The 26,121-nt window shown below is 30.2% G+C and carries 22 protein-coding genes; 2 read left to right on the forward strand and 20 right to left on the reverse strand.

The window, feature by feature from the left end:
• Positions 1–97: 97 nt before the first annotated feature.
• The 3 genes from L992_RS00595 to kdsB all read right to left on the reverse strand — a co-directional run bounded on the left by L992_RS00595 (position 98) and on the right by kdsB (position 3,141).
• Positions 98–733 (reverse strand): TetR/AcrR family transcriptional regulator, encoded by a 636-nt coding sequence (locus L992_RS00595; RefSeq protein ID WP_047381278.1) that lies wholly within the window; start codon positions 731–733, stop codon positions 98–100.
• Positions 734–829: 96 nt separating this feature from the next.
• Complete coding sequence (locus L992_RS00600) at positions 830–2,398, reverse strand: SpoIID/LytB domain-containing protein (protein WP_197053365.1); 1,569 nt, start codon at positions 2,396–2,398, stop codon at positions 830–832.
• A gap of 5 nt (positions 2,399–2,403) precedes the next feature.
• Positions 2,404–3,141 (reverse strand): 3-deoxy-manno-octulosonate cytidylyltransferase, encoded by a 738-nt coding sequence (gene kdsB, locus L992_RS00605; protein WP_047381275.1) that lies wholly within the window; start codon positions 3,139–3,141, stop codon positions 2,404–2,406.
• A 90-nt stretch (positions 3,142–3,231) separates the two neighbouring features.
• On the opposite strand from kdsB, the gene L992_RS00610 reads away from it, so the two are divergent.
• Both L992_RS00610 and ftsZ read left to right on the forward strand, forming a co-directional pair.
• Positions 3,232–3,846: a histidine phosphatase family protein gene (locus tag L992_RS00610; RefSeq protein ID WP_047381274.1), complete on the forward strand. Its 615-nt coding sequence runs from the start codon at positions 3,232–3,234 to the stop codon at positions 3,844–3,846.
• A gap of 87 nt (positions 3,847–3,933) precedes the next feature.
• Positions 3,934–4,893 carry a cell division protein FtsZ gene (gene ftsZ / locus L992_RS00615; RefSeq protein ID WP_047381295.1) on the forward strand — a complete coding sequence of 320 codons (960 nt, stop codon included), beginning with the start codon at positions 3,934–3,936 and terminating at the stop codon, positions 4,891–4,893.
• An 11-nt stretch (positions 4,894–4,904) separates the two neighbouring features.
• Here ftsZ and L992_RS00620 read toward each other — a convergent pair whose 3' ends face one another.
• The 17 genes from L992_RS00620 to dusB are packed head-to-tail and all read right to left on the reverse strand — an operon-like array spanning position 4,905 to position 25,984.
• Positions 4,905–5,768 carry an RluA family pseudouridine synthase gene (locus L992_RS00620; RefSeq protein ID WP_047381272.1) on the reverse strand — a complete coding sequence of 288 codons (864 nt, stop codon included), beginning with the start codon at positions 5,766–5,768 and terminating at the stop codon, positions 4,905–4,907.
• A gap of 2 nt (positions 5,769–5,770) precedes the next feature.
• Entirely contained in the window at positions 5,771–6,874 is a 1,104-nt protein-coding gene (gene rodA, locus L992_RS00625; RefSeq protein ID WP_047381270.1) for a rod shape-determining protein RodA, read from the reverse strand.
• A 9-nt stretch (positions 6,875–6,883) separates the two neighbouring features.
• Positions 6,884–7,324 (reverse strand): dUTP diphosphatase, encoded by a 441-nt coding sequence (gene dut / locus L992_RS00630; RefSeq protein WP_047381268.1) that lies wholly within the window; start codon positions 7,322–7,324, stop codon positions 6,884–6,886.
• A gap of 9 nt (positions 7,325–7,333) precedes the next feature.
• Positions 7,334–8,557, reverse strand: a complete 1,224-nt coding sequence (locus L992_RS00635) for a pitrilysin family protein (protein WP_047381266.1) — start codon at positions 8,555–8,557, stop codon at positions 7,334–7,336.
• Positions 8,558–8,565: 8 nt separating this feature from the next.
• The gene (locus L992_RS00640; RefSeq protein WP_047393911.1) at positions 8,566–9,645 is read right to left on the reverse strand and encodes an LptF/LptG family permease; all 1,080 of its coding nucleotides are present in this window, start codon (positions 9,643–9,645) and stop codon (positions 8,566–8,568) included.
• The gene (locus tag L992_RS00645) at positions 9,642–10,721 is read right to left on the reverse strand and encodes an LptF/LptG family permease (RefSeq protein WP_047381261.1); all 1,080 of its coding nucleotides are present in this window, start codon (positions 10,719–10,721) and stop codon (positions 9,642–9,644) included. Before L992_RS00645 ends, L992_RS00640 begins: the two co-directional genes overlap by 4 nt.
• A 9-nt stretch (positions 10,722–10,730) precedes the next feature.
• A complete protein-coding gene (locus tag L992_RS00650) occupies positions 10,731–11,264 on the reverse strand; it encodes a CvpA family protein (protein WP_047381258.1) in 534 nt (177 codons plus the stop codon).
• Between the two features lie 17 nt (positions 11,265–11,281).
• On the reverse strand, positions 11,282–12,466 hold the full coding sequence (locus tag L992_RS00655; protein ID WP_047381256.1) for a class I SAM-dependent rRNA methyltransferase: 1,185 nt from the start codon (positions 12,464–12,466) through the stop codon (positions 11,282–11,284).
• Positions 12,467–12,478: 12 nt separating this feature from the next.
• On the reverse strand, positions 12,479–13,588 hold the full coding sequence (gene alr / locus L992_RS00660) for an alanine racemase (RefSeq protein ID WP_047381252.1): 1,110 nt from the start codon (positions 13,586–13,588) through the stop codon (positions 12,479–12,481).
• Positions 13,589–13,646: 58 nt separating this feature from the next.
• Positions 13,647–14,585 (reverse strand): protein translocase subunit SecF, encoded by a 939-nt coding sequence (secF, locus tag L992_RS00665; RefSeq protein WP_047381249.1) that lies wholly within the window; start codon positions 14,583–14,585, stop codon positions 13,647–13,649.
• Positions 14,586–14,589: 4 nt separating this feature from the next.
• A complete protein-coding gene (gene secD / locus L992_RS00670; RefSeq protein ID WP_047381248.1) occupies positions 14,590–15,810 on the reverse strand; it encodes a protein translocase subunit SecD in 1,221 nt (406 codons plus the stop codon).
• Positions 15,811–15,826: 16 nt separating this feature from the next.
• Positions 15,827–16,246 carry a Holliday junction resolvase RuvX gene (ruvX, locus tag L992_RS00675; RefSeq protein ID WP_047381246.1) on the reverse strand — a complete coding sequence of 140 codons (420 nt, stop codon included), beginning with the start codon at positions 16,244–16,246 and terminating at the stop codon, positions 15,827–15,829.
• A 15-nt stretch (positions 16,247–16,261) separates the two neighbouring features.
• On the reverse strand, positions 16,262–18,868 hold the full coding sequence (gene alaS / locus L992_RS00680) for an alanine--tRNA ligase (RefSeq protein ID WP_047393915.1): 2,607 nt from the start codon (positions 18,866–18,868) through the stop codon (positions 16,262–16,264).
• A gap of 38 nt (positions 18,869–18,906) precedes the next feature.
• A complete protein-coding gene (gene lptB, locus L992_RS00685) occupies positions 18,907–19,632 on the reverse strand; it encodes an LPS export ABC transporter ATP-binding protein (protein WP_047381244.1) in 726 nt (241 codons plus the stop codon).
• Positions 19,633–19,641: 9 nt separating this feature from the next.
• Positions 19,642–22,398, reverse strand: a complete 2,757-nt coding sequence (gene lptC, locus L992_RS00690) for an LPS export ABC transporter periplasmic protein LptC (protein ID WP_047393917.1) — start codon at positions 22,396–22,398, stop codon at positions 19,642–19,644.
• 8 nt (positions 22,399–22,406) lie between these two features.
• Positions 22,407–25,031: a DNA mismatch repair protein MutS gene (mutS, locus tag L992_RS00695; protein ID WP_047393920.1), complete on the reverse strand. Its 2,625-nt coding sequence runs from the start codon at positions 25,029–25,031 to the stop codon at positions 22,407–22,409.
• Positions 25,032–25,048: 17 nt separating this feature from the next.
• Entirely contained in the window at positions 25,049–25,984 is a 936-nt protein-coding gene (dusB, locus tag L992_RS00700) for a tRNA dihydrouridine synthase DusB (RefSeq protein WP_047381237.1), read from the reverse strand.
• Between the last annotated feature and the right edge of the window lie 137 nt (positions 25,985–26,121).

Consider the following 26,121-nt stretch of genomic DNA (forward strand, 5'->3'; position numbering starts at 1 on the left):
CCATTCTCTAAAGCTAAATCGATTGCACTCTCTAACGTTAACTCTCTAGAAAAGGCTGCTGTCGAAAGTAATACCAGTAATCCTAATAACTTTTTCATTAATTTCCTCCTGTTAGTAATTTTAAAATACTATTTACAACTAATTCTACTTCTTCCTCTAAATTAATTGCTTTTATTCTATCTTTAAATTCATCAATATCACTTATAAAATAATCATCTGCATTTTTAAAGAAAAGTCTTTCTAATCTATAAGATTTTATTCCACCCATAATAAATATAACCATTATATCAATCTCTTCATCTGAGAAATTTTTATTTTGAATATTTTTTATTATCTCTTTTAAAAATTTTCTATTTAAAAATTCTATTTTTAACAATTTTTCTCTCAAAACAGGTGTTAGATGTTCTAAATTTCTTGTTAAATTTATTAAAATTAAGTGAGATTGTAAATTCTCTGAAGATATTGTAAATCTTTTTATTATAAATAGTTTTAATTGCTCTTTATAATCTAATGGTTGCTTTAACAATACTTTTAACTCTTCTTCTCTTATTTTATAAACTCTTTCTATAATCTCTTCTAACAATATATCCTTAGATTTAAAGTATGTATAAAAACTTCCTTTAGCTATTCCTAAATCGTTAGTAATATCCTCAACTCTTGTTTTAAAAATACCTTTTTTTAATAATACCCCTTTGGCAGCTTCTAAAATTTGCTCTTTTTTTTGGTTTAACATTAAGCCCCCCTTTTTTTCTAATATAAAATGACTAAATAGTCATACAGCACATTCTAATCTAAAATGACTATTTAGTCAATGGTTTTTTTCTTTTTTTTACCACACATTGTGTGCATTTGAATTAAATCCAGATGATGTCGAGTAATACTTCGCATCTATTGGTTTGTTTTCGTGTACTAATATCAAACCTTTAGTTGATTTAACTGCTCCAGTCGCTAAATCATTTTCATCAAGATTATTATAAACCTGACTTTGTGTACTATCTAAAATATGAAAGCCTGATTTACCGTATCTATTTCTTAAAATATCTTTTGCGGCATAGGTTCTTGCTGCAACAGCTTGAACTTTTAAAGCTTCCATCCCAAAGCTTTTTGGCATTTCACTTGGTACAACTTGTAATAAGTAATCTTCAATATCTATTTCATTTATTAGATTTAATCTTGTTCCACCCTTAGCTAATCTTATTTCAAAATTACCTCTATAAGTTGGATGAGTATAATTTTTTACATTTCTTTTTATATTTGTTAAAGATACCATTCTATTAGATGAGATAGATATATAGTTTTTAGTTTTCAACCTTAATTTCCCAGCAACTATTACATGAGTAAATCCATCTTTAGTTATAAAATCTACAGCTGTTCTTGGATTTAGATTTACATTTCCATCTTTACTTCTAATTTTTATCGACCCTAGAGAATACATTGATATCTTTGTATGATCTATCGTAGAAAATCCTGTTGTCATTATTCCTACTCTTAATTTTTCATTAATTCCACTCACTGATCTTATGCTTTTTAATTTAGTATCAGCATAATATCTATCTAAAACCTTTTTATAAGAATAACCTTTATTCTTAGTTAAATCCATTGCAGACCACTGTGGAACCCCAGCTCCATGTCCAAATCCACCACCATATATATTATATGCTCCATTACTAGATCTTTCAATAGATAAGAATGCAGATGGAAGAAGAGATGGATTTCTCGAAATCGGTTTATCTAAATAAGATAAACTTCCACCTTTAGCACCATATATATTTATTTGAGATGTCGTACTACTTTTGCTAACCCCTAAGACACTTCTCACATTCCCTTCTTTTGCTACAATATATTGACCTCTAGTCCCTTTTATCATCAATTTTATAACTAATCCAGATTTTCCTCTTTGAAGTACTCTTATATCTGTAACTTCACCAATTGGATTTAATGGTAATGGTTTTGATATCCACTGACCATTAGAGTGAGTAAGTACCTCTTTTGGTCTTCTATTTGCTAATGATACTAAGTTCTTATTTAAAATATTGCTCATCTCTTTTTTACTTAAGCTTAATTTCCATCTCCAATAACTAGAAGCATCACCATTTCCTCTTGCTTTAGTATTTTTATAAAATGCTAAAAATTCAGCTTCTGAATATACTTTAAAAGGAGTCTTTGGAGATTCCATATCATTTACATATTTTAAATATGGTATCGAATTCGCTATTGGGAGATTATCTTTCTTGTGAATTCCGTATAAATCTACTCTATCTCCTTTTAAATTGCTTCCTTTACTTGATGCTTTTCCACTTTCAACTCGTTTATAATAATCCTGCTTCGAAGTACTACTACATCCCGCAAGAGCTAATAAGATAAAACTTGTACTTATTATTGTTTTCATTTTAGTCATTTTCATTATATTTTAATTCCCTTTTCTAAAATATATTTTCTAACTCTTTCTAACTCTTCAGCTGTATCAACTCCTATGATCTCATAAGGTGTTTCTAAAACTTTTATTCTATAACCATTTTCTAAAACTCTCAACTGCTCTAAAGATTCTGAATTTTCTAAAGGTGTACTTTCTAACTTCGAATACTCTAGTACAAATTCTCTTTTATATCCATATATTCCTACATGTTTAAAATATATGTCTAAATTTTCATTTCTAGGATATGGAATTACACTTCTAGAAAAATAAATTGCATAATCTTTTTTATCAGTAATAACTTTAACAAAATTCGGATTTTCTATATCCTCTTTTTTATTTAATTTATGTTTTAATGTTGCCATTTTCAAATCATTTTCCTGTTTAAAAACCTCTATTAAAGAGTTTATCATATCTGCTTCAATCAATGGTTCATCACCTTGAATATTTATTACTACATCATAATCTGTTATCTTATCACAAACCTCTGCTATTCTACTAGTTCCATTTAAGTGGTTAGTATCTGTCATAATTACATCCCCACCAAAATTTTTTACTACATCAAAAACTTCTTGAGAATCTGTTGCTACAACAACTCTATCCAAATTTGATTTCATAGCTCTTTTATAAACCCATTCTATCATTGTATGACCACAAATATCCTTTAATGGCTTTCTTGGTAATCTTGTTGACTCATATCTTGCTGGAATTACTCCTAAAAACTTCATTTTACAACCTCCAAAATTCAATGTATAATAAGATTATACAAGAATATCATTTTAAAAAAAAGAGTTTTTATACTTAAAAAGGAGAAATTTATGTTACGTATTTATTTTGTAAGACACGGTGAAACAATTTGGAATACACTTAAAATATTTCAAGGAAGATCTAACTCACCTTTAACTGAGTTAGGAATTGAGCAGGCGAAGAAACTTTCTGTTTTTTTAAAGGATATAGAGTTTAATAAAGTTTATTCTTCACCTCAAGAGAGAGCTATGCAAACAACTAAACTTATCTTAGGAGATAGAAATATTGATATCGTTTCAATTGATGAGTTTCAAGAGATTAATATGGGAAAAGTTGAAGGTATTCCAAGGGAAGATTTTGAAAAGAATTATCCTATTGAATATCACAATTTCTGGAATAATGCTATAGATTATAATCCAAGCGCATACGAAGGTGAAAGCTATCAAGAGATTCTTGAAAGAGTTCAAATTGGATTAAATAAACTTATAAATGAAAATTCTTCTGGAAATATTCTAGTTATAAGTCATGGAGTTACGCTAAAAGCTATTTTCAATATTATTAATGAAAAAGGAATTGATGAGTTTTCAAAACAAGCTGTTCCTGAAAATACAAGCACAACTATTGTTGAATATGATACAACTGGATTTAAAATTGTTAAGTTTTCAGATACAGATCATTTAAAATAATTTTTTGATATTGACACAAAGGAATTTATGTAGTATTAAAGTACTAAACTGTATATTGTTATCTATTTTAATCAGGGGGTGAATTTTTTGGGAAATAGCAAATTTAATGTCAATATAAAAGTAATGGGCATTGGTGGCGGTGGTATAAATGCTCTTGATGAGATTGTAAATTCTGATATTGATGAAGTTACTTTTTTTGCACTTAATACCGATCTTCAAGATTTAAATAGCTCCAAAACTCCTCATAAAATTCAACTTGGACCAACGACAACAAAAGGTCTAGGTTGTGGAGGAAATTTGGAACTAGGTGAAAAAGCAACAAAAGAAAGCCTCTCATTTATAAAAAATATTCTTCGAGGAACAGACTTCTTATTTTTAACATCTACAATGGGTGGTGGAACTGGAAGTGCAGCAACATCTCTAATTGCTAAAATTGCTAAAGAGATGAATATTCTAACTGTTGCTATTGTCACTAAACCTTTTTCTTTTGAAGGAAAAAGGCGAATGAAAATTGCAGAAATAGGGATAAAAAATCTTACTCCATTTGTTGATTCACTTATTGTTATTCCCAATGATAAACTTTTAGATAACTCAAAACCAAATATAACAGTTCAAGAAGCCTTTAAAAAAAGTAACCATGTTCTTCTCACTGCAGTAAAAGGAATGACGGATTTAATGCTAGCAAAAGGACTTATCAACCTAGATTTTGCTGACATAAAATCTCTTCTTTTAAATTCTGGAGAAGCTATCTTAGGTTTTGGTGAAGGCTCTGGAGAAAATAGAGCGTATAAAGCTGCTATGGCTGCCGTTGACTCTTCTCTTTTTGAAAGGACAATGACAGGAGCAACAAAACTTCTAGTTAATATTGTTGGCCCTAAAGATTTAAATTTAATTGAATCTAGTATAATTGTTGACACTATGAAGCAAGAGTGTGCCGCTGACATAGATGACGTTCTATTTGGAGTTTCCATTGATGATAACTCTTTAGATACTTTAAAAGTTATTTTAGTAGCTAATTCATTTTCAAATATAAAAAAAGGACTTTAAAAGTCCTTTTTTTAATCTAATTTATCTAGGTATTCTTTTGGTAGAGGTAACTCTATTTTTAAACCATATTTTGGTATTTCACAATAATAAGAGAATAAGAACATATTTTTTCCAGCTTTTCCATATTTCCCATCTCCAACTATAGGATGACCTAGGTTTGAAAGTTGAACTCTCAATTGATGTGTTCTTCCTGTTTCTAATCTTCCTTCTAAAATAGTTTTCTTCTTTCCTCTTTTTAAGATTTTGAAATAAGATATGCTCTCTTTCGCTCCATCTTCATAAGAATCAAGTTCAACAACCTTTGTTTCCTCTTTTTTTAGATATGTTTTAAGAGTGAAACTATCTTTTAAAACCAAACCATCTACAAGAATATAGTATTTTTTCTCGGTATTTCCCTCTCTAACCTCTTCAGCTAATTCTCTTGTTACAGTTAGATTCTTCGCACCTATTACTAACCCAGATGTAGATTTATCAATTCTATTTACAAAATTAAATTCATCAGTTTTATAGTAGCTCTTAAATAACTCTGAAAGACCGTATTCATGACCACTTCCTTTGTGCATAACCATATCTGCCTCTTTGTTAAATATAACTACTTTTTCATCCTCATAAACAATACCTTTTTTTAAACTTTCCATATCTTTAGCTGATATCTTCATAAATGATTTTATCTCTGTTTCTCCACCAGATAGTAAAACCTTGACTATATCGCCCTCTTTTAATCTATAGTTTTCTTTAGATTTTTTCCCATTAACTTTTATTTTTCCAGTTCTAATCCCTTTAAAAATTTCAGTCAATGGAGTATTTTCATATTTTTTTCTTAAAAATCTATCTAATCTAACTTCATGAAAACTAGAGTCTATTACATATTCCATAACTACTCCCTATAAACATTTATACTTTGAACGATTCCTAGCATAGCAAATGCAAACAAAAATGATGTTCCTCCATAACTCATAAGAAGAAGAGGAAGCCCTGTAACTGGCATTATACCTGTTACCATTCCAACATTTATTACGATGTGGAAAAAGAATATTGCAGAAATTCCATAGCAAATTAATTTTCCAAATCCTTCAGATTTATCTCCTATTCTTAAAATTCCCCATAGAAGTAACACATAAAGAACTAGTAGAACACATCCACCTACTAAACCTCTCTCTTCTAAAAACACTGCCGCTATAAAATCTGTATGTGATTCTGGTAAAAATCTCAATTTACTTTGAGTTCCTTGCAAGAATCCTTTCCCGAAAACTCCACCTGATCCTACCGCTATCATTGATTGAGTTACATTCCATCCACTGCCTAATAAATCTGCTTCTGGGTTTAAAAATGTTAATACTCTTTCTTTTTGGTAATCTTTTAATAGAAAAAAGTATCCTATTGGTGCCATTGATATTCCTGCTATTCCTAATAAAATTATAGTTTTCCAATCTATTCCGTTTATAAAAACTAAAACTAAATATAAGAAAACTATAACTAAAGATGTTCCTAAATCTGGTTGAGCAGCTATAAGTAAAAATATTGGAATAATATGAAAACTTGTTGCCACAATATTTTTTAATCCTGAAAATTTACTATTAAATTTAGTAGCTAAAACTTCGGAAAATGTTAGTACTATAAATAACTTTGAAAACTCAGATGGCTGTATTGTTATAAACCCTAAGTCAATCCATCTTTGAGCTCCTAATCTTTTATCTCCAATAATAAAAACTAATAACAGGAAGATCACATTTATCAGATAAATAATTTTATAATATTTTCCATAGACTCTATAATCTATAAAAGCAAAGGTAAAATATGTAACTATACCTAATCCTATCCAAACAATCTCTTTATAAAAAAATGATGTTCCTTTATGAATAGTCGCACTGTAAACTGTCAGTAAACTTATCACGACTATGCAAAGTGCCATATATAAAATCATATTTTTCATTTTTTTTATTCTTTTAACTGTTACTACTAAATCATGATTTTTTCCCATCAATTTCTCCTATTTCCCTGTATGACCAAATCCACCTTCAGCTCTAACAGTTGTAGATAACTCTTCTACTTCCTCAAATTCCATTTTATAAACCTTTTGAAGAACTAATTGTCCAATTCTCTCTCCAGGGTTTACTATGAATTCATCATTACTTAAATTAATTAATATAACTCCAACTTCTCCTCTGTAATCAGAATCAATTGTTCCAGGTGTATTAACTAAAGTGATTCCATGCTTCAATGCCAATCCGCTTCTAGGTCTTACCTGAACTTCATATCCAAAAGGAATCTCCATTTTTATTCCTGTTGGAATTAATTTTCTTTCCAATGTTTTTAGTGTTACTGGTTCTGTTATATTTGCTTTTACATCCATTCCAGCTGCACCTTCTGTCATATACTTTGGCGCTTCTACTCCATTTTCTAACACTAATTTCACAATAACTTTTTCCATTTTATCCCCTTATATATTACCTAAAATAGTTTTAGATAGTTTATCTTCTATAAATATTTTTTTTGCAACTCTCTTTATATCTTCAAGTGTTACGTCTTCAATCTCTTTGATTACTGAATCAATATCTTTCACATAACCATGAACTAAATATGATCCTGCCATTCTAGTCATTTTCCCCTTACTACTTTCAAGTCCAAATGTAACCATACTTAAGAATTGATTCTTTGCTCTATTTAATTCTTTTTCTGTTATTCCATTTTCTTTCAGTTCTTTTAATTCACTTTCGATTATAGATATAACCTCTTTATAATCCTCATGTGTAGTTCCTGCATATACAGTGAATAGTCCACCTTCGTCAAAATTAGAAGTATATGAATAAACAGAATAAGCCAATCCTCTTTCTTCTCTTATTTTCTGGAATAATCTCGAGCTCATGTTTCCACCTAAAACATTTGATATAACTGACATTGCAATCCTATCTTCATCAACATTTGAAACTCCAGGAGTATTTAAACATAGATGTACTTGATTTGTTTCTTGAGAGATTACTTTTTCACCTGAATTTATAAGCATACCACCATCATACGCTCTAGGAGTACTATTATCTTTCAATTGCCCTATCCCATTATTCAGCTGTTTAAATACATTATCATGATCTATATTTCCTGCAACTGCAACTATTAAATTCTCAGGTTTATACATATCATTAAAATATTTTAAAATGGCTTTTCTATCTATCTTTTTTAAACTCTCAATTGAACCGGCTATTTTCTTACTTTGAACACCTGTTATTGCGAAAGCCAAATTCTCCTCATGTACAACCTCTTCTGGAATATCCTCATACATTCTAATCTCTTCTATGATTACATTTCTTTCCTTTTCAATGTTTTCATCCGTAAACGTTGAGTTTAGAAACATATCATTTAGAATATCAATTCCTTTATGTAGGGTATTTGATGTCATTTGAATATAATAAGCTGTTTTTTCAACACTTGTATATGCATTTATCATTCCACCTTGATCATCAATCTCTTCTGAAATCTCTTTAGCTGTTCTATTTGTTGTCCCTTTAAATAATAAATGCTCTATAAAATGAGAGATTCCCTCTTCACCAGGCAATTCATTTTTTACTCCAGCTCTTACAAAAAAACCTAAGCTTGCAGTATTTATACTTTTTATATCCTCTGTTAGCAATGTTATTCCATTATCTAACTTCTCAACTTTTATACTCATTTTCCTCCTTAATATTCAGCTTTCCTCATGAAGTATATCCCCAAACATAAAAATATAATATTTGGAATCCATCCACTTATAAACGGGTTCAATATCCCATTTACACTTAAAGCCTCAAATGATGCTTGAACTATATAATATGAATATCCCAATCCTACACTTAATGCAATACTTATTGCCGAAGCTCCTCTTACATATCTACTTCCTAAAGATAATCCTAAAAACGAAACTATAAAACTAGCAAAAGGAAATGAATATCTCTTTCCTAAAACTGCAAGTGATTCTTTTGTATCTCCACCTGTTATACGAATATCTCTAATTGTTTTGGTTATCTCAGCATTTGTCAACTCATCAGGATCTCCTTGTATAGTTATAAAATCTCCTGGAGCCTTATCTAGTTCTAAATCAATATAACTTTTTTCAATTTTCTGAGCTTTATTTTCAAAATTATTAATAACTACATCTTTTAAAATCCAAGTATTTTTATCATTATCAAAAACTCCACTCTTCGCAGTTATTATCTCTTTAATATTTTGAAACTCCTCATCTAATTTTATAATCTCTAAAGAGCTCCCCACATTTTTAACTCTATTAACTATTTTAATATAATAAACTATATTTTTTTCAGTTCTTAAAAAAGCATTGTTTTTTGTTGTTGGTAAAACTCTTGTTGAAATATCTCTTCCTGCTCTTAACGCTCGACTTTTGCTCAATGCAAAAGGATGAACTCTATTCATTACCTGAAAAACAACTAAAGATATTAAAAATGATAATATTATAGGAAATCTTACAATTCTTCTAAAACTTATTCCTGATGTTTTCAATGAAATTATCTCTAAATTAGATGCCATTCTATTTATACACATCAACGATCCTAAAAGTATTGCCAAAGGTGTAACCTCTATAAATATTTTAGGTAATAGATATAATATGTACGTTATTGATTCTGATATACTCATTCTTCCTGCTGTTATATATCTTATTATTTTAAACAATTGACTCAATATAAATATATTAATAAATGCAATCAAACTTAGAAAAAATGATTTTAAAAAATTTTTACTTATATATATATCTAACTTCTTCATCTAGCACCACCTGCTTTTCTTTTATATAGTAATAATGTTCCACCAACTAATAATAGATTTGGTAGCCAAACTCCTACATAAGGTGACACTATCGCCTTATTTGCCATTACCATTCCAACATTCAAAAATACAATATAAGTAAATATAACTGCTAAACTAATTCCAAAACTTGCACCTTTACCACTTCTATGATGCCCTATTGAAAGTAGAACACCAAGTACTGCTAAAACAACTGTTGAAAGTGGAATCGCTATTTTTCTGTTAATCTCTACCAAATATGGTATTTTTTCAATTTTATTTTTATCTTTTAGTCCTTTAAATAGATCTTTTATCGACATCGCTTCTATATCTTTCACTTCAATACTTATCTCTTGGAAGTATGAACTTAAAGGAATTTTCTTTTGTTTAAATTCACCTTCTAACTTTAGCGTACCATCTGGATTAAAAGTATAGAACTTCGAATCCTCTAATACCATATTTACATTTTTCCAATATGCTTTATCACCTAATAATATTGTTGGATATGTACTCTTGTCATCTTTTTGAAAGATAAGAACATTTTGAGCTTCATTAGTTTTTCTTTCTATTCTATCAATATACAAGCTATATTCATCTACTTCATCTATCAATATCTTTTCTTTTAATTGAAAAACAGGATTTTCATACGCTATTTTCATAGTTATCTCTTCTAGCTTTGTAAATGATCTTGGAATAATACTTTCCTGTAAAAAGAAAATAAATATTGTTATTATTGAAGCCAATAATACTATTGGCTTCAATATATCTTTTAACGACATTCCTATTGAACTCATTGCTGTAGCTTCACTTGTTCTAGTAAATTTAGAAAAAGTTATCATAACTCCTAAAAATACACCCATGGGTATTGTTTGAGATAAAATTGGAGGAAGGTAAAATGATAATATTCTTAATACATCTATCATAGATATCCCTTTTACTATTATATTTTCCATAAGAGAAACTATTATCTCTATTAAAAAAATAAACGTAAATAGTGAAACTCCAAATATTATTGGCATTTTTACATCTTCCAATATATATTTCTCTATTATTTTCATTTTTTTCTCCTAAAACATTTTATTAAAATACTTTTCTACCAGTTCTTTTCCTTTAATGTAATTCAACTCTGATTTAAGTTCCTTTGGCAGATACTCTTCTATATAATGAGATTTTTCTAAGAAAACTTCATTCGTTTTGCTTTCAATCCCATATTTTTTTAAAGCAGTATACTTCTGAGCTGAATAATTAAAAATAAACAGTACAATTACTGCAACTACTAGCCCTTTTACTAAACCAAATATTCCTCCAAGTCCTCTTGATAAAAAACCTTTATTTTGATTTTTTAAAATAACCCCTATGAAGAACATCAAAATAGCTATTGCAAAATAAGAAGCTATAAAAACTCCTATATATGTTAGTAAAAAATTGTTTTCATTATGACTTATTGATAACTTGTTCATAACAATTGGTGTAAATTTTTGAGCTATTATAAAATCTATAAAGATTCCAAATATTGAAAAAAATTGTAATAAAAATCCATCTTTCAATCCTTCAATTACTGCAAATATAAGTATTATTGCTATTAAAATATCTAAGTACATAATTATTCCCCCTTAAATTAATTATTTACTACTCTTACCCATAAAGCTTTTAAATATAAAGTTTCTGGAACATGTAATATCCATGGATGATCTTCTGGTTGATAGTTAATTCCGATTACTTGTAATAGCTTTCCATTTTTTGAAGCTGCCATTCTCGTAACTTCTATTAAATCTTGAAGACTCATATGGTATGCACATGTTATAACTCCTACAATTCCTCCATCTTCTATTAATTTAAAACTCTCATCACAAAGACTAAAGAACATATCTCTTCCTCTTGGAACATCTATTCTTTTCTTTATTAAAGATGGTGGGTCTAATGTTATTACATCGAATTTTTCTCCTCTATTTGCTAATATTTTTAGCATTAAGAACGCATCACCCTCTGCTGTTTCAAATTCATTAGTGAATTCGTTTAACTCATAGTTCTCCTTACATAACTCTAACGCATGTGGTTCTTTATCAATCGCAACAACTTTTTTACATCCTTCCTTTAATGCAGCAACTGAGAACCCACCACTACTTGAGAAAACATCAAGGAATCTTGTATTCTCATTTAAAAATGGTCTAATAAATTTTCTAGAATCTCTTTGATCCAAGAAGAATCCTGTTTTTTGTCCATCAACTATATCTACTAAATATTTTAATCCATTATCTTCCATAACTATTCTATCTGGAATTTCTCCATATATAATTCCTGTTTGTTGCTCTACTCCCTCGTGAGTTCTATTTTCAACATCACTTCTCTCATATATTCCCTTTGGTTTCATAACTTTCTTAATTGCATTTATTATCTCTTGTCTAAAAGCTACTTCTAATCCTGAATTTCTAAATTGAACAGATACATATTTATCAAACTTATCAATAATTAATCCTGGAATTCCATCTGCCTCTGAATAAAACGCTCTTACACAGTTAGTTTCTGCTAAGATATGTTTTCTCTTTTCATAAGCTCTTTTTATTTTTTCTAAAATAAGAGTTTTGTCTACAGCTACATCTTTTGTTGTTAACATTCTTACATAAGCATTTGTTGATTCTGCAACATATCCTTTTCCAACAATCTCTCCATCCGTTGTACAAACTTCAACTATATCTCCATTTTCAATTTTTCCAAATGTATCTGCTATTTCATCTTTAAAAACATTCGGATAAAAATTCCTAATTTTTTTCTCTTTTCCTGATTCTAATATTACTTTTGCCATTTATTTTCTCCTTTAAACTTTTCCTATTAAACTATTAACTAAATAAGGTTTTCCATCTCTTAAGTAAACTCTGCTAACTCTTCTACTTAAGCCTGTAAAAAGCTCATAGATTGATGAGCCTACTATTTTTGATTTTTCAAAAATATCTTCTCCCATAACAACCACTTCATCTCCTGCTTTTACCTTATCTTTTAACTCCTTTGGTATTCTTACCATCAACATATCCATGCATACTCTTCCAACTATACTGCACTCTACCCCATGAATTTCAACTGTTCCCTTATTTGACAGCTCTCTTCTAAAGCCATCTGCATATCCTACAGTTATCGTTGCTATTAAGTCACCCTTATGCCCTTTTCCTACTCTTCCATAAGATATATCTATATCCTCTTTTAGTTCTTTAATGAAAAGAATTCTACTTTTTAAAGTAAATACTCTTTTTAAACCTTCTATTACTCCCTCTCCATAAACACCATACATTATTATTCCAGCTCTAACTAAGTTACTTTGAGGAATTTTAGAAAACTTTAATATTCCACCACTATTAAGAATATGGATATATTTTATCTCTTTCAACTTTTCAAAATATTTAAATTTTTCTAACTGTATTTTTGTATAGTTTACCGATTCGTCATCTGACTCATCTGAAACCGATAGATGAGAATACACACCAACTACATCAATATTTTTCGCCTTACATATTTCAATAGCTTTTTTAGCTTCATCTACTGTAAATCCTACTCTTCCCATCCCTGTATCTACTTTTATATGGACTTTCAATGAAAGATTGTTCTCATAAATATACTCTATTTGAGTGAAATCAGTTAAAGTTACTTGAATATCTTTCTCTTGGGCATTTTTCAACTCTTCGTTAAAAGTTCCAGCTAAAATTAAAACTTCTTTTTTAAAACCGCTGTTCCTTAGTTCGATCCCCTCTTCTAAAGATGAAACACCAAATATTTCTACTCCCATATTTGATAGTTCTTTCGCTACTGTAACTGCTCCCATTCCATAGGCATCTGCTTTTATAATTGCCATTATGTCTCTGTCATGAGATAGTTCTTTTATTTTTTTTATATTATATTCTAAGTTATCTAGATCTATCTCTGCCCACGTTCTCATTGCTTCCTCCAACTCTTATTAAGTAGATTAAGCCACCTTTTTCAGGTGGCTTTTTTTATTATACTACAATCTTTTCTTCAGGATCTGAATTATCATCGTCATCATCTTTTTTAGGTTCGTATTTTTCATCTCTTTTTTTCTCAAAAAGATATACTAACGGAGCTGAAATATAAAGCGAAGAATATGTTCCAACACCTATCCCTACTAATAGAGTTGTTGTGAATGTTCTTAAGCTATCTCCACCGAAAACTAAAATTGCTACTAAAGCTAATAACGTTGTAACTGAAGTATTAATTGATCTTACTAAAACTTGGTTTAAACTTCTGTTTAGTACTTCTCCAAAAGTCATATCCGATTTTTTTCTTAAACTCTCTCTAATTCTATCATAAATAATGATTGTATCATTAATAGAATATCCTAATATTGTTAATATCGCCGCTATAAATGGAGTATCTACTTCATAACCCAATAGTGCGATTACTCCTAAAGCTGCCGTTACATCATGTAATAGTGTTAATATTCCAGCTATTGCAAATTTAAATTCATATCTCATAGTTATATATAGAACTATTAATAATCCTCCAATTACCAAAGCATAGATAGCTGAAGTTTTTAACTCTTGACCTATTGTTGCTCCAACTTTTTCGGCTCTTTCTAACTTATAATCACCTATATCTTTAAGTTTCGTTAGTAACTCTTGAGTTTGAGCTTCGCTCATCTCAGCTGTTCTTATTATTACATTATTATCAGCTTGAGAAACTTGAACTTTTCTTGCTGTTGATGCTAGTTGCGGGATTTCTACAGCTAATCCATCTAGTTCTTTATTAACTTCAGCTAAAGTTATATTATTTGTATAGTTTAATTGAATTAAACTTCCACCAGTAAAATCTATTCCATAATTTAATCCTTTAGCAAAGAACATTCCTAGGAATACCATAAAAGATATTGTTGATAACATTACCCATTTTTTACTATGCTTTATTACCTCAATATACATCTACTTACCCCCTTTTCACACCGAAGAACTCTGTTCTTTTTATTTTGAATAGATCTACAATAGTTGTTAACAGAACTTTTGTTATAAAAATAGCTGTAAGCATTGAAGCTACTGTTCCTATCGTTAAAGTTACTGCAAACCCTTTTACAGTTCCAGTACCAAACATAAATAACACAAGAGCTGTTAATAACGTTGTAACGTTAGCATCGATTATTGAAGCTATCCCCTTACTGAATCCAAGTTTTATTGCTCCTGCTATAGTATTTCCTAATTTCAATTCATCTTTTATTCTTTCAAATATAATAACATTCGCATCTACTGCCATACCTGCCGAAAGAATCATACCTGCTATACCAGGTAATGTTAAAGTTGCATCTATAAAGTTTAACATTGCGAACATTACAAGTCCAAAGCTTAATAGAGCTAAATCTGCAACGAATCCTGGAAGTCTATACATGAACAACATGAAAACTCCAATTAGTCCAACAGCAACCATAGCTGCTGTTTTACTCTGAGCAATTGATTCATCTCCTAAAGATGCTCCAACTATTCTTGTTTCAATTATTTCAGCCTTAACTGGCAGTGCTCCTGCATTTAAAAGTGTCGCTGTTTTCTTAGCTTCATCTGGAGTATAGTTTCCTGTTATCACTCCATTTCCACTTGGAATTTCACTATTGATTGATGGAGCGGTTTGAACTTCACCATCTAAAGTTATAGCTAATCTTCTTCCTATATTTTCTCTTGTTATTCTTGCAAACTCCTTAGCGCCCTCTATACTCATTTCAAATTGAATCTGAGGTCTACCTAAGTTATCATAAGATACTTCTGCTTTTTTTAGAGCTCCACCTGTTAGCAGTGTTGGTCCTAATGAACCGTCATCATTCATTATTTTAAACTCCATTAAAGCTGTCTTACCTATCATATTAACCGCTTCTTCTGAATTTGTAATTCCAGGTAACTCTATTATAACTCTATCCATACCTGCTCTTTGAACAACTGATTCTGCCACTCCAAGACCGTTTATTCTTCTATCTAAAACCTCTATTAATCTATTCATTGCATCATCATCCAATTGTGCTCCAGACTCAGGCTGAGCTTGTAATACTACATAAACTCCACCTTTTAAATCCAATCCTAACTTAGTCGGTCTCATCACTGCTAACCACCAAGAACAAACTAGTATAACTAATACAAAAAATAGTTTTGTCATCCCCTTAAAATTCATGTTCGCCTCCACTTAGTTATTTTTTCATGTCTAAAAAGGTTTGTAATATGATTGCTGCTGCTACCTTATCAACTACTTTCCTTTTCTCTTTGGCTCCCCTTAAATTTGTTTCGTTTAACATTCTATCTGCTGAAACAGTGGAAAGTCTTTCATCTACTTCGAAGAACTCTAATCCTTCGATAGATTTATTTAGTTTCTCCATAAATTCTCTTACTTTTTCGGCTTGACGCTTCTCTGTTCCATCTAAACTTTTAGGGATTCCAATTACTATGGATTTAGTATTTTCCTCTCTACAAAGTTCAGCGATTCTTTTTACTGCTTTTGTCTTTCTTCTATCTATAACTTCTAGGGGAGTGGCTACCATCCCCATTAGATCTGATTTCGCCACTCCAATTCTTACATCTCCTACATCTAAAGAAAGATATCTTTTATACATATAATCTTCCTCCAATTATAATGAACTTGCTAAAATCTCCTTAATTGCAGCTAAAGCTTCTTTAACTTTTGCTCCATTTTTTCCTCCAGCTTGTGCGAAGTCAGGTCTTCCTCCACCATTTCCTTCAGCTATCTTAGCAGCTTCTCTTACTAAATCTCCAGCTTTTACTTTTCCAATTAAATCTTTTGTTACTCCAATTGCGAATATAGCTTTATCATTATTTGATCCTAAAGCAATTACACAACTTCCTAATTTATCTTTTGCTTTATCAACGATTTCTCTTAATGAATCAGCTTCTTTATCTGTGAAGTCTTGTACTAAAACTTTAACTCCGTTTATCTCTTCAACTTGATCAAATAGAGAGTTTGCTTCAAATGTTGCCACTTTAGCTTTTAAAGTTTCAACTTCTTTCGCTAAATCTCTTACTTCTTCAACAACTTTTTCAGATCTCTCTTCAACTTTGTTTACATCCGTTTTTAAATTTTTAGCTACTCTTTTCATTGTTTTTTCCATCTCTAAAATAGCTAAGTAAGCTTTATAACTTGTTTGAGCTTCTATTCTTCTTACTCCAGCAGCTACTCCAGCTTCTGAAACTATTTTAAATATACCAATTTTACTGATATTATTTATATGTGTTCCACCACAAAGTTCCATCGAATAGTCTCCAATAGTTACAACTCTAACTTCATCTCCATATTTATCTCCGAATAAAGCTGTCGCTCCTTTAGCTTTAGCATCATCCATAGACATTACATCTGCATTTACAGCTGTTGCCATAAAGATTCTTTCGTTTACAGCTTTCTCTACTTTTTCTAACTCTTCAACTGTTAATCCTTCATAGTGATTGAAGTCAAATCTTAATCTATCTGCTCCACAAGATGATCCAGCTTGTTGAACATGAGTTCCTAATACATCTTTTAAAGCTTGATGTAATAAGTGAGTTGCAGTATGATTTTTAGCTACTTCCTCTCTTCTTACTGGATCTACAGTTAAGTTTAGTAAAGTTCCCTCTACTAACTCTTCCATTCCACTTTCAATTTCAACAATATGAGTATATATCTCTTTTTGCTTTTGAACATCTAAAACTTTAGCTACTAAGTTTTCTCCTTCTACGATTCCGTGGTCAGCTTCTTGTCCTCCCGACTCAGCATAGAACGGAGTTTGATCGAATATTAAAGCATATCTATTATCCTCTAAAGCTCTTACGCTTAAAAGAGTTGCAGCAGTCATTAAATCACAATATCCAGTAAACTCTGTTTTACCGTGCTTGTCGTAGAACTCCTCTATAAAGCTATCTTGCCCTTTTTCCATTACAACAGTTCTAGATGATCTAGCTTTTTCTCTTTGCTCCTCCATCTTTTCTACGAACTCTTCATTTGAAACCTCTATACCATTTTCCTCACAAATCTCTTCTGTCAGTTCATATGGGAATCCATAAGTATCATAAAGTTTAAATGTGATATCTCCAGAAAGTTTTGTTTCACCTTTAGCTTTTACTGAATTTATTTCATTTGTTACTAATTGCATTCCTTGATCCAGAGTATTAGAGAATTTTTCCTCTTCTATTTTTACAACTTTTTTGATGTGTTCAATATTTTTTCTTAACTCTGGGTATGCTTCTTCCATTATTTCAACAACTTTATCTACCATCTCATACATAAATAACTCTTTTCTTCCTAAAAGTCTTCCATGTCTTACGGCTCTTCTTAAGATTCTTCTTAAAACATATCCTCTTCCTTCGTTAGATGGAATTACTCCGTCATTTACTAAAAATGTTACAGCTCTTGAATGATCTGTTATTACCTTTAGTGAGAAATCTTTTTCAGGTGCTACACCATATTGTGTATTAGTTAATCTTCCTGCTTCTTCAACAATTGGGAATAATAAATCTGTTTCAAAGTTATTAGATTTACCTTGAACCATTGCAGCTACTCTTTCTAATCCTGCACCAGTATCTATATTCTTTTTTGGTAATGGTTGTAATGAACCATCTTCCATTCTATTCCACTCTGTGAATACTAAGTTCCATATTTCAATAAATCTGTTATCTGTTCCTTCATCACCTAGTTTAGAGTTTTCATCTCCTCCATAAGCTGATCCTAAGTCAACATGTATTTCTGAACATGGTCCACAAGAACCTGTAGGTCCTGCTGCCCACCAGTTCTCTGACTCTCCCATTCTTACTATTCTTTCTTTAGGGAAATTACATTTTTCAATCCAAATTTGCTCAGCTTCATCATCTGTTGTGAAAACTGAAACCCATAATTTATCCTTCTCTAATTTTAGCACTTCAGTTATAAACTCCCAAGACCAAATTATAGCTTCCTCTCTAAAGTAATCTCCAAATGAGAAGTTTCCTAACATTTCGAAGAATGTATGGTGTCTAGCTGTTCTTCCAACATTTTCTAAGTCATTAGTTCTGATACATTTTTGATAAGTTGTTACTCTTGGAGTTGGGGCTTCTTTTTGTCCTAAGAAATAAGGTTTAAACGGTACCATCCCTGCAACTGTTAATAAAAGAGTTGGATCATCAGGAATAAGTGATGCACTTTCAAAGTGCTTATGAGCTTTTTCTTCAAAAAACTTTATAAATTTACTTCTAATTTGATTACCTGTTAACATGTTTTTGTTTCCTCCGCTATATTTTTAAAAATTTTTATTTAATCTAATTTAAAGTTTTCTCCTAAATATACCTTTTTAGCCATTTCATTATTAGCTATCTCTTCTGGAGTTCCACTTATTAAAACTTTTCCATTAGCCATTATATAAGCTTTTTCTGTAATAGACAACGTCTCTCTAACCGAGTGATCCGTTATCAATATTCCCAATCCTCTTTGCTTTAAATACCTAATGATTTGTTGAATGTCCTCAACAGCTATTGGGTCTACCCCTGCAAATGGTTCATCCAATAGAATAAAATCTGGGTCGTTTGCTATTGTTCTAGCTATTTCAACCCTTCTTCTCTCTCCTCCAGAAAGAGAATATCCCATTGATTTTGCTACATGAGTAAGTTTGAACTCCTCTAAAAGTTCTGTCATTTTTTTCATCTGTTCAGCTTTAGGTAAACCTTTCATCTCTAATATAGCTAATATATTATCTTCAACTGATAGATTTCTAAAAATTGACGGTTCTTGGGCTAAGTATCCAATTCCCATATCAGCTCTTTTATACATCGGATAATCTGTTATATCCACTTCATTTATAAAAACTTCACCCTTTTCAGGTTTTACAATACCGGTTATCATGTAAAATGTTGTTGTTTTTCCAGCTCCGTTTGGTCCTAGAAGTCCTACAATTTCACCTTTTTTTACTTCTAAACTCACTTCATTAACAACTTTTCTCTTTTTATAACTTTTACATAATCCTTGAGCAACTATACTTCTCATAGATTCTCCTTATTTTTTCATAATTTTGTTATATCCTGAATTTATTTGATTTTTATTAGTGATGCTTTTACTCTCGTTTGCTTTGTAATCAACAAATACATTTCCTCTAGCTTTAGCCTTGTTTGTTTTCATGTCATAGTCTACTTCGTCTGCAGTTATTATTGAATCACCATCATCTACAAATACATCACCTCTTAACTCAGCTAAGTTTTCCTTATTTTTTAACTTAGCTTTTATCGATGTAGCATTTAAAGTTTTATCCTTATCTTTTCTAACGATAACAACTTTTCCAACTAGATCAATTACTTCAGTATTTAAATTCCCTGTCATCATATTTGAAGTTACAGTTGTTACAACTCCATTTTGATCTTTCATGACAGCTTTTGTATTATCTTTTCCAAATACCAATTTTTTTTCTGGTTGTATCTCTAAATAATCTGAATACAGAGTTGTTCCCTCTTTTACAATAACAGCATTCTTTCTAATTTCAACTCTTTGAATCTCATTTTTACCTTGAGCATTCTTTTTAAAATAAGCTCTTACAAAGTCTCCTTTGAAGTTAACTGGGATACCATCTTGATAAATTACACCAGAAACATTCCCAATAAAATCTAAATTCATATTGTCCAAAGTCCCTTCAACCTTATCCCCTTTGAATTCTTCATTTATTTTAGATTTTATAACTACATTATTTCCACTTAAGTGACTGCTTTTTTTATTCAACTCTCCACTACTCATAGTTATATTATAATCCATATATTGTATATTTACAGGAAGATTTGATTTAGCAATCTCTGTATTTTGATTATATTGTAAACGCTGTCCTTTTAAAGTAGATATGTCATCTTTAATCTCTGCATTCCCTTCAAGTATAAACTCTCCTTGAGAAACAAAGTACTTTATTATATCACTTTTTGAAGCATTCTTCACATCTTTTCCACTAAAATTTTCTCCAGTGAACAATTTTTTCTCAGTTTCATAGATACCGTTATACATTTTCCCATTACTTTTCTTTATTTTATCTTCAAATACAATCTCTCCAGGTATATAAATCTTTTGATCTTTTATTTGATAATCTGCCGAATTTGCATTCGCTACAACATCTCCACTCGTCAAAATCAATTTATCTTTTATTTTTACAAACTCATTTTCCTTAAACTCTCCTGTTGTTGAAATAACCTTAGTATCACCTTTTTTATCAAAAGCTACTAAGTCTTTTTCAACTACACCGATTCCTGTTTTTTGATTAAATTCTAGATTAGTTCCTTGAACACTGTTATTTGTGCTAACATATTTAAATGCACCAAATGATTTGAATACTTCTGTAGTTAAATTATACTCACCTTTCAGGCCTTCAAAACTATCTTTTTCCGCTTTTCTTTTTAAAAGATATTTCTCAGGAAGGTATACAAACCCTTTTTTTCCTAAATAATCAACTTTTGAACTTTCAAAAATATATCTTTTATCTTCAAAATAGGCATCACCATCAACTAAATAGCTATCCTCATTTCTATCGAAATCAACTCTATCTCCTGAGGCAGATTGATTTTCTACTATATCTCTTATTGTCCCCTTTACTACATATCCTTTTCCTGTTAATTTATTATAAAAGAAACTTTCTCCCTTACTGTCATATTGTTCACTAAAATATGTGTATCCATCTTTTAAATAAAGCTCGCCTGTAACTGTTTGATATTTTAAGTTTTTTGTTAAAATATTATTCGTTGGACTTGTATATTCTATATTTTTATCGGCTATTAGTTCAAGATCTTTTGTATCAGTTGAGTATATCGCCATATCAGCCTTTAATTTACCACCATCTTTATCTGTCCCGTTTACATTTCCCTTCACTATTAACTTTTTAGTTATTTTATTGTAGATACCATCATCACCTATAAAAGAGTATACTCCATTACTTCCTTTAATTTTTCCATTAAAGTTAATATTATCTCCTCCATCCGATGTTATGCTTTCCATATCAATTTTATATCCATCTGCTAATATATAAACATTTTTGCTAATTTTAAAGGATTCTGTTTTATCGTTTAAAGTTAAATCTTCTCCATATAGCTTTATTCCATTATAATCTAATTCGAAAGGATTTGAGCTAGTCAATAGATTTGTTTTCGTGTCATATTTTAATCCTTTAAAATTACCACTTAAAATACCTGACCCATCTCCTAGATTACTTCCTGACAAAAATGCTTGTCCCTCTATATTCATTATTTTATCTTTATCATTATACTTTGCTTGCTGGGCTGACAATGTTATATTTTTTGTTTTAAAACTTACATCCCCTGATAAAGTCACATTCTCCATTTTTAAATCACTTTTAAAATTTTGACCTGAAACCTCTATCCCTTCCTCTTTATTGATTGCAGTTACACCTATTGTTGACTCAATCTCTCCATTTGCTTTTGTATATTTTGCTTCTTGAGTTTCAAATTCCCAACCATTTAAACTTTTTCCTAAAATATTAGATTTTAATAAAAGGTTTTTTCCGGCATCTAAAATCGCATTATCTCCTGTTAAAACCATTCCATCTAAAACTGCTTTTGCTTTTTCAAATGTTGTTTCATTTTTCCCTATAAAGTCTTTTTGTTTATCAGCTTCTATATGATATCCCTCTGTATCATATATTGCTCCTGTCGTTTCAACAATTTCCTCTTTTTTCTCTATTTTTTTCTCATCACCAAAATAATTGAAATATCCCAAAACCAATGCTGCTGCTATAACAATTCTATAAGTCAACTTCTTCTTATCCATACTGCCTCCTAGTTTAAGATACGTTTTAATTCATTTAACTTTAAAAAGGCGTCTAAAGGTGTCATTTTATCTAATTCAACCTCTTTTAAAAGACGTAAAACTATTTTTTCCTCATTTTCTAATTGTACAATATTTTCTTCCACTTTTTTTACAGGTTCCTCTTTTACTTCCGCTTCAAAATCTCCAAATAATATCAATTGCTCTTTTTTTACTTTTTTCTCTATAATCATTTTTCTATTTTCTAAAACTTTTAGCATCTCTTTTGCTCTATCCAAAATCTCTTTTGGAAGTCCTGCTAATCTTGCAACTTCGATTCCATAAGATTTATCTGCTCCACCTTTTACAATCTCTCTTAAAAAGGTAATCTCTTTTTCATCCTCTTTTACTTCGATTCTAAAGTTTGCTGATTTATTTAACTTTGATTCTAGCTGAGTCAATTCATGATAATGCGTTGCAAATATAGTTTTTGCTTCTATATTATCGTGGATATACTCTGTTATAGCCGTAGCTATAGAAATTCCATCAAATGTTGATGTCCCTCTTCCTATCTCATCTAAAATTATAAATGAATTTTTTGTTGAACTATTTACAATATTCGCAACCTCACTCATCTCTAACATAAACGTCGATTGACCAGTTACTAAATCGTCGCTAGCTCCAATTCTTGTAAATATTTTATCCACTATCCCTATTCTAGCATATTCTGCAGGAACATAACACCCCATATGTGCCATAATTAAAATTAGTGCTACTTGCTTCATATATGTCGATTTTCCAGACATATTTGGTCCTGTTAAAATTATTAGATTCTTATCATCATTTAAAACAATACTGTTCTTTATAAAGTTTTCTCTTCCAACTAATTGCTCAACAATCGGATGTCTTCCACCTATAATTTCTAACTCTCCATCTTTAGTTATTTCCGGCTTAACATATCCATTCTTAGTTGCAATATGAGCAAAGTTTGAAATAACATCTAAATATGCAATCTTATACGCTAACTCGTGAAGAATTTTTCTGAATACTTTTATCTCTTCCGAAATCTCTTTAAATAATAAATACTCTAAGTTTTCAATCTTATCTTTCGCATTTAACACTTTCTCTTCATAAACTTTCAAATCTTCTACAATATATCTTTCTGCATTTGCTAACGTCTGCTTTCTTATATAATCATCAGGTACTAAATGAATATTAGCTTTTGTAATCTCTATGAAGTAACCAAAAACTTTATTATATTTTATTTTTAATCCTTTAATACCCGTTCTATCTCTTTCTCTATTTTCAATCTCTAAAATCGTATCTTTTCCATTATTAGAAATATTATGTAGTTCATCTAAATCTGAATTATAACCTTCTCTAATCATTCCTCCCTCTCTAACAGAGAACGGAACCTCATCTTTTATCGATCTTTCAATCAAGTTATATATTTTTACTAATTCATCTAAAGCTATTTCAAAAATCGGAGCGCCTTTCAATACCTTGTATATATCTAAACTATTTATAATAGATTTTTTCAAAGCCACTAAATCTCTTGCATTTTCATTTCCTAAAACTAACTTACCTATTATTCTTTCTATATCATATATATCTTTAAGTCTATCTCTAACTTCCTCTCTCAAAAGAACATTTTCATAGAAAAAATCAATATCATTTTGTCTTTCTAATATTATCTCTTCAGAAATCGATGGATTTTTCAAAAAATGTTTTAACAGTCTACTTCCCATTGAACTCTTGCATCCATCTAAAACCCATTGTAAAGTACCTAAAACACCATTTTCTCTAGTAGAAGCTACAATATCTAAATTTCTTTGAGTTGTTAAATTCAGTTCCATTATATCTTCACTACCAGTATATACTATTTTATCTACTGGAATATCATTTCCTTTTTGTAACTCCAAAACATAATCTAGCACCATCGCAGCTGCTTCAACAGCTATAATTTTTCCATTCAAGTCAAAACTATCTAAAGAAATCACTTTAAAGTACTCTTTTAAATATTCTTCACTCTTTTTTATTTTTAAACATGGACTAATATTTATTTTATTTAATTGAGCAAATTGCTTCAACTCTTTTTCTAGTTCAGGATATGAAACTTCATCAATTAAAACCTCTCTTGGAGAAACCTTATTTATTTCGCCCAATATTTTATATATGTAGTCTTCGGTTCTAGGTTTTTCTGTCGCTATAAATTCTCCCGTAGTTATATCTATATATGTTAATCCTATACCATCTTTTTTCAAGACGATTCCCATTAAATAATTATTACTTTTTTCATCTAAATATTCTGTATCAATTATTGTTCCTGGAGTTATTACTCTAACCACTTCTCTTTTTACTAATCCCTTAGTTGCTTTTGGGTCTTCTACTTGCTCACAGATAGCTACCTTATATCCTTTGGCTACAAGCTTTCCTATATACCCTGCCGATGAATGGTATGGGATTCCCGCTAAGGGAACCTCTATACCTTTCTCTTTGTTTCTACTTGTTAACGTTAATCCTAATTCCTTTGACACTATTACTGCATCATTGAAGAACATTTCATAGAAATCACCTAATCTAAAAAATAAAATGCTATCTTGATTCTGTTCTTTTATCTCTTTATATTGAGCCATTAATGGCGTATCTGCTGACAAAAAATCACTTCTCCTTATTATAAATTTTCCTTAGCTTTCTCTAATAGAGCTACTAACTCATCATAATTATCTATCTGATTTATAGCCCCTTTCAATACAGCTCCATTTCTTATCCCTTTTAAGTACCAACACAGATGTTTTCTTAGTTCAAATAGAAATTTTTTATCAGGATTATCTAACTTGGCTTGAAGAGTATGTTTGATAGCCATATCTAATCTCATCTCTGGAGTTAAAACAGTTTGAACATCTCCAGTTTCAAATTTTTCTTTTATTTGCTTAATTAACCAAGGATTTCCACATATTCCTCTTGCCAACATTATTCCATCCACACCTGAATATTTTACTTTTTCATAGGCATCATCTGCAGTAAATATATCTCCATTTCCTATAACCTCTATATTTACACTTTCTTTAACCTCTTTAATCAGTTCCCAATCTGCAGTTCCACTATACATCTGTTCTCTTGTTCTTCCGTGTATAGTAATATGTTTACATCCCGCTTCTTCAGCTATTTGTCCTACCAATTTATGCTGTTTTAATCCTTTATAACCTACTCTTGTTTTTAATGATAAATCAACATCATCAGCTATATTAGCTCTTATCTCACACAGGATTTTTTTTATATGATCTGGATCTTCTAAAAGAGCGGCTCCATATCCATTTTTTATTATCTTATTTACTGGACAACCTGCATTCACATCTATATGTTTTACACCTAACTTCTCAGTTATATATTTTGCACTATGAACCATTTTATCAACATCTCTTCCAAATATTTGAACAGCCTCTCCCTCTCTTATTCTTAATATTTGATTCAATGTCTTTTCATTTTCCATCTCTAAGGCATTTATACTTACCATCTCCGTAAACATAAGATCAGGTTTATATTCTTCTAAAATTCCTCTAAATGTATAATCTGTAACTCCCGCTAGTGGAGCAATATATATCTTCATTTTACCTCCAAAATAACACATTGTTATCCAAAAATTTTACCATATTTTCAAGAGTTTTTCAATGTTAAATAGGTTCTAGAATTACTCTCCCTAACTCTTTTTATATATAAAAATTATACCATAAAAATTAAAATACC

It is taken from the genome of Cetobacterium sp. ZOR0034 (assembly GCF_000799075.1).
Taxonomy (GTDB): domain Bacteria; phylum Fusobacteriota; class Fusobacteriia; order Fusobacteriales; family Fusobacteriaceae; genus Cetobacterium_A.

Bases quoted from the DNA above. Each gene is read 5' to 3' on its own strand.
- L992_RS00595 (WP_047381278.1), bottom strand. From the start codon at position 733: ATGTTAAACCAAAAAAAAGAGCAAATTTTAGAAGCTGCCAAAGGGGTA.
- secF (WP_047381249.1), bottom strand. From the start codon at position 14,585: ATGTATATTGAGGTAATAAAGCATAGTAAAAAATGGGTAATGTTATCA.
- alaS (WP_047393915.1), bottom strand. From the start codon at position 18,868: ATGTTAACAGGTAATCAAATTAGAAGTAAATTTATAAAGTTTTTTGAA.
- lptC (WP_047393917.1), bottom strand. From the start codon at position 22,398: ATGGATAAGAAGAAGTTGACTTATAGAATTGTTATAGCAGCAGCATTG.
- ruvX (WP_047381246.1), bottom strand. From the start codon at position 16,246: ATGTATAAAAGATATCTTTCTTTAGATGTAGGAGATGTAAGAATTGGA.
- L992_RS00650 (WP_047381258.1), bottom strand. From the start codon at position 11,264: ATGTACTTAGATATTTTAATAGCAATAATACTTATATTTGCAGTAATT.
- L992_RS00645 (WP_047381261.1), bottom strand. From the start codon at position 10,721: ATGAAAATAATAGAGAAATATATATTGGAAGATGTAAAAATGCCAATA.
- lptB (WP_047381244.1), bottom strand. From the start codon at position 19,632: ATGAGAAGTATAGTTGCTCAAGGATTATGTAAAAGTTATAAAAAGAGA.
- dusB (WP_047381237.1), bottom strand. From the start codon at position 25,984: ATGAAGATATATATTGCTCCACTAGCGGGAGTTACAGATTATACATTT.
- dut (WP_047381268.1), bottom strand. From the start codon at position 7,324: ATGGAAAAAGTTATTGTGAAATTAGTGTTAGAAAATGGAGTAGAAGCG.
- L992_RS00655 (WP_047381256.1), bottom strand. From the start codon at position 12,466: ATGGCAAAAGTAATATTAGAATCAGGAAAAGAGAAAAAAATTAGGAAT.
- alr (WP_047381252.1), bottom strand. From the start codon at position 13,588: ATGAGAACGTGGGCAGAGATAGATCTAGATAACTTAGAATATAATATA.
- L992_RS00610 (WP_047381274.1), top strand. From the start codon at position 3,232: ATGTTACGTATTTATTTTGTAAGACACGGTGAAACAATTTGGAATACA.
- L992_RS00640 (WP_047393911.1), bottom strand. From the start codon at position 9,645: ATGAAGAAGTTAGATATATATATAAGTAAAAATTTTTTAAAATCATTT.
- rodA (WP_047381270.1), bottom strand. From the start codon at position 6,874: ATGGGAAAAAATCATGATTTAGTAGTAACAGTTAAAAGAATAAAAAAA.
- secD (WP_047381248.1), bottom strand. From the start codon at position 15,810: ATGAATTTTAAGGGGATGACAAAACTATTTTTTGTATTAGTTATACTA.
- L992_RS00600 (WP_197053365.1), bottom strand. From the start codon at position 2,398: ATGACTAAAATGAAAACAATAATAAGTACAAGTTTTATCTTATTAGCT.
- kdsB (WP_047381275.1), bottom strand. From the start codon at position 3,141: ATGAAGTTTTTAGGAGTAATTCCAGCAAGATATGAGTCAACAAGATTA.
- L992_RS00620 (WP_047381272.1), bottom strand. From the start codon at position 5,768: ATGGAATATGTAATAGACTCTAGTTTTCATGAAGTTAGATTAGATAGA.
- L992_RS00635 (WP_047381266.1), bottom strand. From the start codon at position 8,557: ATGAGTATAAAAGTTGAGAAGTTAGATAATGGAATAACATTGCTAACA.